This is a genomic window from Flavobacterium sp. (assembly GCF_046155325.1).
GTDB lineage: Bacteria > Bacteroidota > Bacteroidia > Flavobacteriales > Flavobacteriaceae > Flavobacterium.
This window is the reverse complement of record NZ_JBJXDQ010000091.1, coordinates 1-14,281: the sequence shown is the minus strand read 5'-3', so window position 1 is coordinate 14,281 and position 14,281 is coordinate 1. Positions and strand designations below refer to the sequence as shown.

Annotated in this window: 13 protein-coding genes; 3 read left to right on the top strand and 10 right to left on the bottom strand. The window is 30.8% G+C overall.

Going from position 1 to position 14,281, the window contains the following annotated elements; all coding sequences use genetic code 11:
- Positions 1 to 13: 13 nt before the first annotated feature.
- Both ACKVOD_RS06150 and ACKVOD_RS06145 read right to left on the bottom strand, forming a co-directional pair.
- Positions 14 to 2,038, bottom strand: a complete 2,025-nt coding sequence (locus ACKVOD_RS06150; RefSeq protein ID WP_409208590.1) for a thioredoxin domain-containing protein — start codon at positions 2,036 to 2,038, stop codon at positions 14 to 16.
- Positions 2,039 to 2,051: 13 nt separating this feature from the next.
- On the bottom strand, positions 2,052 to 2,951 hold the full coding sequence (locus ACKVOD_RS06145) for a NifU family protein (RefSeq protein ID WP_409208589.1): 900 nt from the start codon (positions 2,949 to 2,951) through the stop codon (positions 2,052 to 2,054).
- Between the two features lie 155 nt (positions 2,952 to 3,106).
- Between ACKVOD_RS06145 and ACKVOD_RS06140 the strand changes: the two genes are divergently transcribed.
- Together ACKVOD_RS06140 and ACKVOD_RS06135 are read left to right on the top strand one after the other, a co-directional pair.
- Complete coding sequence (locus ACKVOD_RS06140) at positions 3,107 to 4,105, top strand: type IX secretion system membrane protein PorP/SprF (protein WP_409208588.1); 999 nt, start codon at positions 3,107 to 3,109, stop codon at positions 4,103 to 4,105.
- Between the two features lie 7 nt (positions 4,106 to 4,112).
- Positions 4,113 to 4,625, top strand: coding sequence for a gamma carbonic anhydrase family protein (locus ACKVOD_RS06135; RefSeq protein WP_409208587.1), 513 nt, complete (start codon positions 4,113 to 4,115; stop codon positions 4,623 to 4,625).
- Between the two features lies 1 nt (position 4,626).
- Here the strand turns inward: ACKVOD_RS06135 and murI are convergent, their stop codons facing one another.
- The 8 genes from murI to ACKVOD_RS06095 all read right to left on the bottom strand — a co-directional run bounded on the left by murI (position 4,627) and on the right by ACKVOD_RS06095 (position 13,531).
- Positions 4,627 to 5,403: a glutamate racemase gene (gene murI / locus ACKVOD_RS06130; RefSeq protein WP_409208586.1), complete on the bottom strand. Its 777-nt coding sequence runs from the start codon at positions 5,401 to 5,403 to the stop codon at positions 4,627 to 4,629.
- 110 nt (positions 5,404 to 5,513) lie between these two features.
- A complete protein-coding gene (locus ACKVOD_RS06125; RefSeq protein WP_409208585.1) occupies positions 5,514 to 6,014 on the bottom strand; it encodes an OmpH family outer membrane protein in 501 nt (166 codons plus the stop codon).
- Between the two features lie 48 nt (positions 6,015 to 6,062).
- Positions 6,063 to 7,673 (bottom strand): OmpH family outer membrane protein, encoded by a 1,611-nt coding sequence (locus ACKVOD_RS06120; protein WP_409208584.1) that lies wholly within the window; start codon positions 7,671 to 7,673, stop codon positions 6,063 to 6,065.
- Positions 7,674 to 7,711: 38 nt separating this feature from the next.
- Positions 7,712 to 10,459, bottom strand: coding sequence for an outer membrane protein assembly factor (locus ACKVOD_RS06115; protein ID WP_409208583.1), 2,748 nt, complete (start codon positions 10,457 to 10,459; stop codon positions 7,712 to 7,714).
- Complete coding sequence (locus ACKVOD_RS06110; protein ID WP_409208582.1) at positions 10,392 to 11,132, bottom strand: isoprenyl transferase; 741 nt, start codon at positions 11,130 to 11,132, stop codon at positions 10,392 to 10,394. The genes ACKVOD_RS06115 and ACKVOD_RS06110 overlap by 68 nt, the downstream gene beginning before the upstream one ends.
- A 1-nt stretch (position 11,133) precedes the next feature.
- Complete coding sequence (locus ACKVOD_RS06105) at positions 11,134 to 11,814, bottom strand: DUF6089 family protein (protein ID WP_409208581.1); 681 nt, start codon at positions 11,812 to 11,814, stop codon at positions 11,134 to 11,136.
- Between the two features lie 169 nt (positions 11,815 to 11,983).
- Complete coding sequence (locus ACKVOD_RS06100) at positions 11,984 to 12,868, bottom strand: NAD kinase (RefSeq protein WP_409208580.1); 885 nt, start codon at positions 12,866 to 12,868, stop codon at positions 11,984 to 11,986.
- A 3-nt stretch (positions 12,869 to 12,871) separates the two neighbouring features.
- Positions 12,872 to 13,531 (bottom strand): CBS domain-containing protein, encoded by a 660-nt coding sequence (locus ACKVOD_RS06095; protein ID WP_409208579.1) that lies wholly within the window; start codon positions 13,529 to 13,531, stop codon positions 12,872 to 12,874.
- Between the two features lie 113 nt (positions 13,532 to 13,644).
- Here ACKVOD_RS06095 and ACKVOD_RS06090 point away from each other — a divergent pair.
- Positions 13,645 to 14,281, top strand: a 637-nt coding sequence (locus ACKVOD_RS06090; RefSeq protein ID WP_409208578.1) for a pyridoxine 5'-phosphate synthase, incomplete at its 3' end; no start/stop codon positions are given.

Genomic DNA, 14,281 nt, shown 5'->3' with positions numbered 1-14,281 from the left:
AGAATTATTTTTTTTAAGAATCAAATGTTAACTCCGAAATAATTTCTGTAAAATTGGTTTTTGGTGATGAACAGGTTTGATTTTGACACAGATAAAATAAGTTTTCATCTGGATTATAGCGATCTACTAAAAACGGTAAATTTGATTTGCTATTTGTTCCCGCCAAAACAAGGTTAGGTACATAAGTAGTATTTATTTTCTTAGCATAATTTAGTGCTAAATCGCCACAAATGGCTAATTCCTTGTTTTCGTCTGAAAAATTTAATGCTAAATCCAACCAATTAGAATATGCTGAAGGGTAATTAATGGTTGGTAAAATATTTTGTACCATTCTTTGGGCAATTTGTTTGTACTCTGAAAGTTCAAAATAAATATTCAAAACAAACAAATTTTTACCCATCACTGAATTTGAGGCAGGAATAACATTGTCTTCGGTTTCATAATGAGTGGCAATCAATGCTTGGTCAAGATTAGAAGTAAATGAAAAGAGTCCTGTTTTTTTATCATAAAAATGGGTGATACAATAATCAACTAGTTTTTTTGAATTAGAAAGCCATTTCTCGTCAAAAGTCACTTCGTATAAACTAATAAATGCCGCTATAACTAGGCTATAATCTTCGAGATAGCCATTGATAGTGCTTTTCTTGTTTTTATAATTATGCCATAAATTTCCATCGTTTGACCACAGATTCTTGATAATAAAATCAGCATTTTTTAATGCAATTTCTAGGTAATTTTCAATTGCCAAAGCTTTATAAGCATCAATATAACCTTTTAACATAATCGCATTCCAAGAAGCTAGGCATTTGTCATCTAATCTTGGTTTTGGACGTTTTTCTCTTTCTATATAGAGCGTTTTCTCCCAGTTTTTCTTTTTGGCTTTGAGTTCTGAAAGCAATATGTTGTTTTCATTTGCTATTTTTTCTAACGAAAAACTTTGGATCAAAACGTAATTACCATCTTCCCATAAACCAAAAGTGTTAATGTTAAAAACTTGACAAAACAAATCGAAATCTGCTGCAATGATTAATTTTAATTCCTGAATTTTCCAAACATAAAAAGCACCTTCTTCGAGATGATTATCAGGATTTAGACTATCAGCATCCAGTGCGCAATAAAAACCGCCTTCGGGATTCATTAATTCTCTTTCGACAAAAGAAAGTGTTTTTTGAATTACTTCTTTATACAAGGGGTTTTGAGTCAATTTATATGCATCACTATATAAGGATACTAACTGCCCGTTGTCATAAAGCATTTTTTCGAAGTGAGGAACATGCCATTTATTATCTACAGAATATCGAGAAAACCCACCGTCTACAGTGTCGAAAACTCCTCCATAACCCATTTTTGTTAGGGTGAGATTCACAAAGTCGAGTAGTTTTTTATCTTTTTTTTGATAAGCATAACGCATCAAAAAATGATAGTTGTTGGGCATCATAAATTTTGGAGAACTTGCCATTCCTCCATAATCCCAATCGAAATACTCATTCCATTTTTTGACTAAATCGGCTATATGATTTTGATTAATTTGAGTTTCTTTTTTTTCGTTTTGGATTATTCCAAGAGATTGTATTCCTTGATGTAATTTTTCGGCATAGTCAATCATTTTAACTGGAGCCGAGAGGTATATTTCTTGTAATTGTCCAAGTGTATGAATCCAATCTTGTTTTCTAAAATAGGTTCCACCCCAAACTGGTCTTCCATCAGGGAGTGTAACTACATTCAAAGGCCAGCCTCCGCGACCGCTCATGATTTGTATCGCTTTCATATAAACTGCATCTACATCGGGGCGTTCTTCGCGATCCACTTTAATGTTGATGTAATTGGCATTCATGACATCAGCAACTTCTTGGTCTTCAAAACTTTCATGCTCCATCACATGACACCAGTGACAAGCCGAATAGCCTATACTTATGATGATGAGCTTGTTTTTACTTTTGGCTTCAGCTAATGAATTTTCATTCCAAGCTTTCCAATGTACGGGATTATTTGCATGTTGTAATAAATATGGGCTGGTTTCTTGCGAAAGTTGGTTCATTTTTTACACTAATTTAAGCATTTATCGCTTCAACAGTAATTGTATCGTCGTTAAGCATACTTTTAAGCATATTTTCGATACCACTTTTTAGGGTAAAAGTAGAGGATGGACAGCCACTACAGGCACCTTGTAAAATTACTTTTACTACTTTTTCATCTTCATTATAAGAATCAAAGGCAATATTTCCACCGTCTGCTTGAACCGCAGGTTTAACATATTCATCGAGTATGCTAATAATTTGTTGAGAAATTAAATCGAGATTATCAAAATTTTCAACTTTAGCATTTTCTAGTTCTGTTTGTGCAATAATTAAACTTTCATCAAGAACAGTTCCTCCGTTTTCTATATAATGTTTGATAAATGTTCTTAATTCTAGAGTAATATCTTGCCAGTCATTGATTTCATATTTTGTTATTGAAATGTAATTTTCATCAATAAAAACCTCTTTTACATATGGAAACTTGAATAACTCTTGAACCAAAGGTGATGCACTAGTTTGGTCAATGTTTTTGAATTCAACTGCAGTTTTTGTTAGCATTTTATTTACTACAAATTTTAAAGCAGCCGGATTTGGTGTGGTCTCTCCGTAAACTGTTATGGGTTGTTTTTTTGTTTTATTTTCAGATTCAGTAATAATGACTCCACCATTAGAGATAAATGTTTCTATTTGTTCAGCAACAGCTTCTTTTACATCGTCCCATTCTACAATGCTAAATTTTTCAATAGCGATAAAATTTCCAGAAATATAAACTGTTTTTACGAAAGGCAAATAGAATAATTGTTGCGCTAAAGGAGAATTTGTTGCTTCATCAATATTTTTAAATTCAAAACTTTCGTTATTAGTTATAAAATCATCGAATTCAAATTTTAATATAATTGGATTTTGAGTATCTCTTATTGTTATTTTTGACATAAGTTCTATTTTTTTTACAAATTTAGGGAAGTTATTTTCTACTAATACTTATATTTGGTTTTTATTAATACTTATATTTTGGTTTATTTTAAATATATATTAATTATTTTCGTTATTGATATAATTACGAAAATTTTTATACAAATTCACTTTGAATGATTAATACAATCAAATTTTTCATAATTCTTTTTCTGATGAGTCAGTTTTCTTTTTCACAACAAGGAATAGCTGTTTATTCTGATTATTTATCTGATAATTATTATTTGATTCATCCCTCAATGGCTGGAGCTTCAAACTGTGCTAAAATTAGAGCAACATCACGTAAGCAATGGTTTGACCAAAATGATGCTCCCTCTCTACAAACTATAAGTTTTAATGGAAGAGTCTCAGAGAAATCAGGAGCTGGAGTTATATTGTTTAGTGATAAAAACGGTTATCATTCTCAAAAAGGAATTAAAGCTACTTATGCACATCACATCATGTTTTCTAGAGATGATATTGACTTAAATCAATTGTCTTTTGGATTAAGTGTCGGATTATTACAAAGTCAGTTAGACGAAACAGCGTTTTTAAATTCTGGTAATTTTGACCCAATTATTGACGGAACTATAGTTCAAAAAGATTCCTATTTTAATATGGATATTGGCTCCTCATATAATTATTTAGATTTTTATATGCATGCTACAGTTAAGAACGCTATTGAAACTAGAAGATCAATATATACTGAATATGAAAGTGACAACTTAAGAAAATATTTGTTAAGTGCAGGATATAATTTTGGTAATAAGTATAGTATATTATGGGAACCATCAGTTTTATTCCAATTAGTAGAAAAGACCCAAGAAAAAACGATAGACATTAATATGAAAGCCTATAAAAACTTTGATTTCGGTAAATTATGGGGTGGATTATCCTATCGTCGAAGTTTTGATGGTGCCGATTTTATTAGTGGTAATGGTGTTGTTTCTCAAAAATTACAATACATAACACCAATTATTGGAATTAATTACGATAAATATATGTTTGCTTATACTTATTCTAGGGTTTCGGGTGATGTAAAATTTGATAATGGAGGTTTTCACCAAATTACTTTAGGAATCAATTTGTTTTGTACTCGTGAACGCTACGAATGTAATTGTCCAGCTATTAATTAATTTAATTATGCCAATTCTTACCATTAAAGGGAAAACCCCAATAATTCCTGATGATTGTTATGTTGCTGAAAATGCTACAATAATTGGAGATGTCACTTTTGGAGAATTTTGTAGTGTATGGTTTAATGCTATTATTAGAGGTGATGTACATTTTATAACTATTGGAAATAAAGTAAACATTCAAGATGGTGCCATTATTCATTGCACCTATCAAAAACATCCCACAATAATAGGGAATAATGTCTCTATAGGTCATAATGCTATTGTGCATGGTTGCACTATAAATGACAATGTTTTAATCGGAATGGGAGCTATAGTAATGGATAATTGCGTTGTTGAAAGTAATTCAATTATTGCAGCAGGTGCAGTTGTTACTCAAAACACAGTGGTTAAATCAGGTTCTATTTATGCTGGTGTTCCAGCAAAAAAAGTAAAAGATATTGACCAGTCAGATTTTGCTGGAGAAATAGAACGTATTTCAAATAATTATGTGATGTATTCTAGTTGGTATAAAGAGTAAACTAGAAATCTTTTTCAATCACAACGTATTTATTCTCTAAAATTTCCGAAAGCACTTTTGGATTTGTATTTGTATAAAAAATAGGTTCTGTTTTTTTTGCTATCGAAAACCCCACTTTTTCGTTTAAAATATTCCTAGTTTGTTTGGCTACCGCCTCACCAGAATCAATGATTTGAATGTTTTCAGGAATAATTTTTTTTATTTGAGGAATCAAATACGGATAATGGCTACATCCTAAAACAAGATAGTCTATGTTTGCCTCAATCATGGGCATTAAATAAGATTGGAGTAATTGGGTCATTTCTGGGGAATCAATTTGTCCATTTTCAATGAGTTGAACGATACCATGGCCTACTTGTTCGATGATTTTAGTTTCGTTAAATTTTTCTGCAGTTTTATGAAAAAGTTCACTATTCAACGTGCCTTGGGTAGCTAAAATTCCTATGGTTTGTGTTCTTGAATTAGTAGCAGCAGGTTTTATTGCAGGTTCTATTCCTATAAAAGGAATAGTATATTTAGACCGTAATTCTTGAATAGCATTGGTAGTGGCGGTATTACAAGCTACAACGATTAATTTGCAACCCATACGTAGTAATAAATCAGTGTTTTTGTAACATAACTTAATAATATCTTCTTTTGATTTTTGCCCGTATGGTGCATTTTTACTGTCGGCTAAATAGATTGTTTTTTCTTCGGGTAGTAAATTATGTATTGCTGACCAGATGGAAGTTCCACCAATACCTGAATCAAAAATTCCTATAGGAGAATTATTATGCATTAAAACTAAATTTTACTTCGGATTAAATATACTATAAATATATTTCTAAACAAAAAAACTGCTCAGCCATTAAAGGAAAAGCAGTATTTATTTTAATCTTGAGTATGGTATTAAAACCCTAAATCTTTTTTAACGTCAGCAGTCATGTCTGGACCGTCTGCCAATAAAAGTGTAGAAGCATCCAAAACATATTGGTATCCCTTTGCTTTACCCACTTTTTGTATAGAAGCTCTAACTTTTTCGTAGATAGGTTTGGTGATATCTTCTTGTTTTTGTTGTAATTCTTTCTGAGCATTTTGTCCAAACTCTTGGATTCTTTTTTGCATATCAGAAACTTCTTTTTGACGCTCACCATTTATAGCTTCAGAAACAGTAGTTGCTTCAGCATCATACTTTGCTAATTTAGCTTTGAATTCTTCTGCCATTTTTTTGTAATCAGCATCATAAGTAATACTTAGTTTTTCTAGTTGTTTTTGTGCTTCAAGCATTGCAGGCATTTTTGCCATAATTTCACTAACATCTACATGGGCGGTTTTTGCCTGCGCAATACTAGTTTGACATGCTCCTAATATAAATAAAGTAGCAATTAATAAAGTTTTGATTTGTTTCATCGTTTTTAAAATATTTAGTAATTAATTTATTGTTGGTATTCTCTTTTTTTATTTTGATCCGTTTTTAGCTGCTTCTCTTTCTTCTAGCATTTTTTTCTTTTTTTCCTCTAAAGCTTTTTTGTTTTCTTCTATTGTTTTTTTACGATCTTCTAGAACTTTAGCTCTTTCATCTAGCTGTTTTTGTCGAGCAGCTTGGGGGGTTAATTTTTCTGTAACTACTTTTTTTAATGTGTCAACTACTGCTTTTGGAGTTGCTTTAACATCTTCTTTAATTTTTGTTTCAGAAACCGTGCCAATTTTTTTTGCTTCTTTTTCTTGAATCAATTGCTTCTTTTTATCTTCTACTGCTTTTTTCCGATCTTCGATTACTTTTGCTTTCTCATCGGCTATTTTTTGTTTAGCTTCTGATGCTGCAACTGTTTTTACAACTTCGGATTTTTTTTCAGCTAAAACTTCTATTGGTTGAGTTTCTACTGATTTTGAACTTGTTTTTTTTGCGTTTCTTTCTTCTAAAATTTGTTGTCTTTTTTCTTCTAAAGCTTTCTTTTGCTCTTCAATATTCTTTTTACGTTCTTCAAGAATTTTAGCTTTTTCATCAGCTTGTTTTTGTTTGGCTTCATCAGCAGAAATTGTTATAGATACTTCGGCCTTTTTTCCGATTACAACTGCCGTTGTTTTAGTTTCTGAAGGTGTAATCCCCGTTTTTTTAGCTGCTCTTTCTTCAAGAATTTGTTGTCTTTTTTCTTCTAATGCTATTTTGCGATCTTCTATTGTTTTTTTGCGATCTTCTAATATTCTTGCCGTTTCTTCCGCTTTTAATTCTTTTGCATCTTCCGCTGAGGTCTTAGCATTAGTAGTTGAAGCATCGCCTTCATTTATAGTTGTTTTTGAAACAGGATTGCCACTTCTTTTAGCTTCTTTATCTAGAAGAAGTTGTTTTTTTCTTTCCTCTATCTCTTTTTTTCTTTGCTCTTGTAAAAGTTTTCTATCTTCTAAAGCCTTATCTCTAGCACTTTTTTTATCATCTAATAATTTTTTTCTTTCTGAAAGAGCTGGATTTTCATTGATTTCATCTTCTTTGGCTTCTTTAGTTTCTATAGCTGCCAATTCTTTTTTTGATAGTTGTTCTCTTTTTTCGGCTCTGTTTAAAACTCTAAGAACTTGATCACTAATATCAAATCTTTTAGCAGCAAAAAGCATGGTTAAATCGGAAGTTTTGTCAAATATGAAATCATATTTTTTAGCTTCTGCGATATCTTGAATTGCTGTAAAAACTTGGTCTTGTATTGGCTTTGTTAATGCCGATTTTTGTAATATTAAATCACCATTAGGGCCAAATCTTTTTTGTTGATAATCTAGGTTTTCGTTTTCAAGAAAGCTTATTTCTGTCTCTCTTTCCGATATAAGTTCTTTTGTTAACAAAGCTTTTTCTGCATTGAGGGCTGTTTTTAATTTTACAATTTCAGCTTTTTTAGCTTCAACCTGCTGTTTCCATTCTTGCGCTTTCTGTTCAAGTTGGTTTTGAGCTTCTATATAATCAGGTACATTTTGTAAAATGTATTCCATATCTATGTAGCCAATTTTTGTTGCTTTAGTTTGGGAATTAATTGTACTATTGACAAACAGCCCTATAAATAAAATTAAAAACTTTTTTTTCATTCCTGTTTATTTTATGAAAATATTTTTATCAAATGTAATTAAAATTGTTGTCCTATAATAAAATGCGTTTCCCAACCATTAGGCTGGTTTAATCCTGGTAAGGCATCAAATCCTTTTCCAAAATCTATTCCTAGCAATCCAAATGCAGGCATAAATACCCGAAGACCTACTCCTGCTGAGCGTTTTAACTGAAAAGGATTATACCCCTTAAAACTTTCATAGGCTGATCCAGCTTCCAAAAAAGCAAGCGCATAAATAGAAGCTGCCGACTTTAAGGTTATTGGATATCTCATTTCCATAGAGAACTTATTATAAACTGTTGCTCCAATTTGAGCCCTAAATTTATCTACAGGTGTTAACGCATTGTTAGGATATCCTCTTAACTGTATGGTTTCACGACCATCCATAGAAAAATTTTGCATGCCATCACCACCCAAATAAAATCTTTCGAAAGGTACAAGTCCGCGATCTTGATTGTAAGCTCCTAAGAAACCAAATTCAGATAATGTTCGGAGAACGAATTTACCATAAATTTTTGTATACCAATCGGCTTTGAATTTTATTTTATAATATTCTAGCCAATTAAATTTCTTTTGATCTACTTTAGATATATTTGTATCTGCGTTTAGATAATCATCATCGGCAATTTTAATCAAACCCGTAACATTATTAATCGTTGTAATTTTAGTAAAATTACCTGGTTCCAATGGTGTTCCATTAATTCCTGAGGTAGCTGAACCAGTATACGTGTTTTTATATTCTTTTTGATTTTTTAATCCCGCATAATCAATCCCATTAAATAATGAGTATGGTAAAGTAAACTTTCCAGACAAACTTACTTCAGAGCCATAGGTTGGAAATATTGGATTTACTCCTTTGCTATTTCTAGTCAATCCAATTGTATAGGCTAAGTTTCTAGAAACACCATCCCCAAAAGTAAATAACCCTGTGTTATAATTGTTTAAATCATAATGTTGGTAACTTAATGATTGGGATAAGACAAAGAAATCGTCCGGAACATTTAATCTCTTTGCTATACCAATGCTTAAAGTTAAAAGGTTAAAACTTTTAGATTTGTCAACATTTTGGTTTGTAGAACTCAAAAATTGGTTGCTATAGGATAATGAGGTGTTAAATTGAACTGGTTTTTTTCCTCCAAACCAAGGTTCAGAAAAAGAGGCGCTATAGGTTTTAAAAAACGTACTAGCTTGTAAACGTAAGGATACTTTTTGACCATCTCCCATGGGTAAAGGTTTGTAAGCTTCTTTTTTAAATAAGTTTTTTATCGAAAAATTATTGAACGATAAGCCTAGGGTGCCTATAAATCCGCCACCACCATAACCACCTTGTAGCTCGATTTGGCTAGCGCCTTTCTCAGTTAGCGGATATTCAATATCTACTGTTCCTGCAGAAGCATCTACATTTTTAAATTTTGGTTCAATCGCTTCAGGATCAAAATATCCTAATTGACCTATTTCACGAATCGTTCTAATGAGTAATTCTTTGTTATATTTTTCTCCAGGTTTTGTTTTTAATTCCCTGTAAATAACGTGGTCATTTGTTTTGTCATTTCCAGTAACTGTAATTTTGTTGAAGTAAGCAATTGGGCCTTCGGTAATTCTTATTTCAAAATCGATTGTGTCATTTGCTGTTTTAACTTCTACGGCGTTTATGTTTGAAAAAAGGTAGCCGTTATTTTGATATAAGTTAGTAATATCATCACCGTCAGGTTTTGATTTGTCAGCAATTCTTTTTTCTAAAAGAACTCCATTGTAGGTATCTCCTTTATTGATGCCAATCATACTAGTAAGTCCAGCGTCAGGATAAACCGTATTGCCCAAAAACTTGATATTCCCAAAATAATACTTATTACCTTCTTCTACATTAACTTTAACTGACAAAGCATTTTTTTCTTTACTATAGGTAACAGTATCCGAAACAATCCTTGCGTCTCTATATCCTTTTTCTTTATAGGATGCAATTATGGATTCTAAATCAGATTTGAATTTATCTTTGATAAATTTCGAAGCTTTCAATACTCGAATTGGATTTTTTTGTTTGGTATCTTTCATCGCCTTTCGCAAGGTTTTGTCGGCTATTTTTGTGTTGCCTTCAAAATTAATTTCATCAATTTTCACTTTTTCACCTAAATCAACCTTAACTAACATGTTGACCAAGTTTACGGCAGAAGTATCAATAACGGTATTAATAGCAACTTTAGTGTTAAAATAACCGCTTTTTTTGTATTTATTTTCGATGTAATTTTTAGTAGTTGTAATTAGGTTTTCATTAACTACTTTTCCTTGATTTAATCCTGTGTCTTTGATTAAATCTTCGGTTTTATTTTTCTTAATTCCTGTAAATTTTACTTGATTTAGTTTTGGTAACTCTTCGAGATGTAATTCAAGGTAAATGCTGTCATTTTGTATTTTATTTACATAAAATGATATTTCATCAAAAAGACCAAGTTTGCCTAATTTTTTTATTGCATTACTTAGTTCTTCGCCAGGAACTGTAACTTCTTGACCTTTTTCTAATCCTGCAAAGGTCACTACGGTTTGACTATTGAAACTTAATTTACCAACTAATGCTACATCGGCTAGGATGTACTTTTTTCCTTGATTCAAAGGGATGTTTTCTTGTGCTTTAACTTGTTGAAAACTTCCAAATAGTAATAAAGTAAGTAATAGGCTTAAATTCTTATGAAACACTAAAAAATTATTTAATTTGTTCGCTTGTTTTTCCAAATCTACGTTCTCTTTTTTGATAACTAATGATAGCCTCATATAAATCTTGTTCTTTAAAGTCAGGCCACAATACATCAGTAAAATATAATTCCGCATAAGCAATTTGCCACAACAAAAAATTACTTATTCTATGCTCTCCACTTGTTCTTATTAATAAATCTACATCAGGTAAATTTCGCGTGTAAAGATGCTCATTTATAATTGAATCGTCAATACTGTCTATTGAAATTATATTATTTTTAACTTTATCGCTAATGTTTTTTATTGCAAATACAATTTCTTCTCTTGACCCATAACTTAAAGCTAAGGTTAGTGTCATTCTAGTATTTTTTTTTGTGGCTTCAATTACATCTTGTAATTCTTTTTGAGCAGTTTTTGGCAATTGTTCTAAATTTCCAATAGCATTTAATTTTATATTGTTGTCCTGTAAAGTTTTAAGTTCTTTTTTTAAAGAATTCACTAATAACTTCATCAAAGTTTCTATTTCTAGTTTTGGTCGGTTCCAATTTTCAGTAGAGAAAGCATATAGAGTAAGGAATTCAATTCCTAATTTAGCACAGGTTTCAATGGTTGTTTTTACTGATTTGGTTCCGTTTTCATGACCAATAGCCCGAATAAAACCTTGTTTTTTTGCCCACCGACCATTGCCGTCCATAATTATGGACAAATGCTTGGGTAAATTTGTAGTGTCAATTTTTTTTAATAAATCCATTTTATTCCTTACAATAACAAGGTGTTTCTCCAAAGGTGTACGTAAGTGTTAGCCCTGAAAATAGATACACATCTTTATTATTTAAATTACCAAATCTAAGCGTTTTATAATCTTCATTTTCAGGATTGCTCCCGTCAATATTATCTGTAAAAGTAAATCTTGCTGCAACTTCTATACCTAGTATAAAATAAGGGGTTATATTTGATTTTATTCCTAAATTTAGTGGTATCGAAAATGAATTTTTACTTTTATCGATTTGTGTTTCATCCAATAAAACATACATTTCATCATACTTAAAATAACTAATTCCTGAAAACAAATAGGGAGTTATTTTTCTTTCTGATTTATGTAAATCAAAATCAAAAAAATTAAATTCAAGGCCTAAAGATACTTCTTTTATGCTGTTATCAAAATTATATCCTCTTTGATATCTACTTATTTCTTTCGAAACTAAATCATTTGCTTTTAGATTTGTTTGTGTATAAGAAAAGCGATAAGAATGTCTAGGGCTTTTATTCCATTTATAAAGTATTCCAAAGGCAGGTTTGTTTGGATATAAATAATCAGTAAGACCTACATCGCCAACAAAATTACTACCACCACCAAAAACGCCTAATTCATGAATTTGAGCATTTACTGCAAAAATCGAAAATAAAAATAAAAGATTGAAAATTTTATACATTCTTAAATTAAAATTGCTTGCAAATATAATAATTATCGGCTCTTTACAATGCTCAAGCGTTTAATTGTGGATATTTTAATTTACACAACTATAGGAGTATTGTCCAGCTTTAGTTTTACCTAAACGAGAAAAATAGGGATATTAGTATAGTGTTAATTTATAAGGGGTTTTAATTTCTTCGGTCTTCTCCCCAAAATAGTTTTGTTCGAAGTGTTTTCAAAAAAGTTTCTTCTGGTATTTCAACCATATTAATTTGAAAAGGGGTTTTTTTAATAATTAAAATTGTTTCATTTTGAACTGAAGTTATTCGAGAATCTAATGAAACTAAATAATTTTCTTCTCTACCAGAAACTTTTAGTCTTATTTCGGTATCATCAGGTATAACCAATGGACGGGCATTTAAATTATGGGGCGCTATGGGCGTAACTACAAAACTACTCACGTTAGGAGTTAATATTGGTCCACCACAACTCATCGAATATCCAGTAGAGCCTGTAGGTGTAGCAATAATTAAACCATCGGCCCAATAAGAATTTAAATATTCATTATTAAGATAGGTTTCTATTGTAATCATCGAAGTGGTGTCTTTTCGACTTACAGAAACTTCATTCATTGCAAAATTAATTTCTTCAATTGCATCGTTAGAAGGAGTGCAAGAAAGGCTTAAAAGAGTTCTTTTTGAAATAGTATATTTTTTTTCAATTATAAATTGCATGAATTCTGAAATATTTTCTTTTTGAACAGTTGCTAAAAACCCCAATCTACCAGCGTTAATTCCTAAAATAGGCACTCCAGAATTACGAACTAATGCCGCTGCTCTTAATATTGTGCCGTCGCCACCAATACTAATAAGCATATCAAAACTACTATCTAATTCAGTATGAGAGGTGAAAGTTTTATATTCTTTTTGAATTATTTTTTTTTCATGTAATATTTTCAAAAAATCATCTTCAATAATCATCTCAACATTATTGCTATTAAAAAAAACAAAAATATCTTTAATAATAGGTTCTGTACTATTTAGATAGTATTTTCCGTAGATGGCTACTTTCATTTTTTAAATGTTAAGGTATTTGTCTAAATAATCAGAACGTTCTTTTAAGGTGTTGATGTAATTATCTTCAAAATGTTCTGTTATAATTTCATAATTATATCTTCTGAAAGTTTGGATAATCTCATTTATGGGACCTAAACTTATTTTTAAAGTAATTTGTACATGTATAGTATCTGACTCTGAAATGAATAAACCCAAAAGCTTACCATTATTACTTTCTACAATTTGAGAAATTTGACTTAAAGAAAAATCAGACAATGTTTTTTTAATGATAACAATGGTGCCTGACTCCTTTAAAAATGTTGTTTCATGAAAGAAATTCAGAATATCATTTATTTCATAATAGCCAATATATTTATTATCCTGATCTAAAACTGGAACAATATTAGCGTTGTTTTTTGCAAAAACTTCTAAAACATCCAACCAAATCATAGAATTTCGAACAAAAAAACCTTCTAATGAATACCTATAATCGAAAACTAGTTTTGAGCTATCAAAACTTTCTATTTCATTGGTTACTATATTGCCAATAAAAACTTCATTCTCTACTATTGGGAAATGAGAAAAAGAAGATTCGTTAAGAAAGTCTAAAACATCCATAATAGTTTCTTGGGTGTCTAAAGCCTTGTAATCATTGGTAATATAGTTTGTAATATCGGTCATAAATTATTCTAATATATTTAATGCAAAATAATCAAAATTATACAATAACGACTAGTTTTACTTTGTATTTTTGCATCTCTAAAATTCAATTAAAATCCTCAAAAAGCATTTCAATGACAAAGTTAAGTGTAAATATTAACAAAATAGCTACTTTACGTAATGCTCGTGGCGGAAATGTGCCAAATTTATTGAAAGTAGCAGCGGATATTCAAAAATTCGGAGGACAGGGAATTACAATACATCCTCGTCCAGACGAACGCCATATTCGATATCAAGATGCACGTGATTTGAAATCGATAGTTTATACCGAGTATAATATCGAAGGAAATCCGCTAGAAAAGTCGTTTATAGATTTAGTTTTAGAAACAAAACCAACACAGGTAACTTTAGTTCCTGATGCAAATGATAATTTAACCTCAAATGCGGGTTGGAACACCATAAAAAACAAAATTTTTCTAACTGAAATTGTTCAGGAATTTCAACGAAACGGAATAAGAACTTCCATTTTTGTCGATCCTGTTTTAGAAATGATTGAAGGGGCTAAAATAATTGGAACCGAAAGAATAGAACTTTACACGGAAGCTTTTGCGCACGAATATAGTTTGGGAAACAAAAACGGAATCGATTCTTACGTCAAATCCGCAATTTTGGCTAATGAGTTAGATTTAGGAATTAATGCAGGACATGATTTGAGTTTGGACAACATTCAGTTTTTTAAGCAAAATATTCCTGGATTGTTGGAGGTGTCTA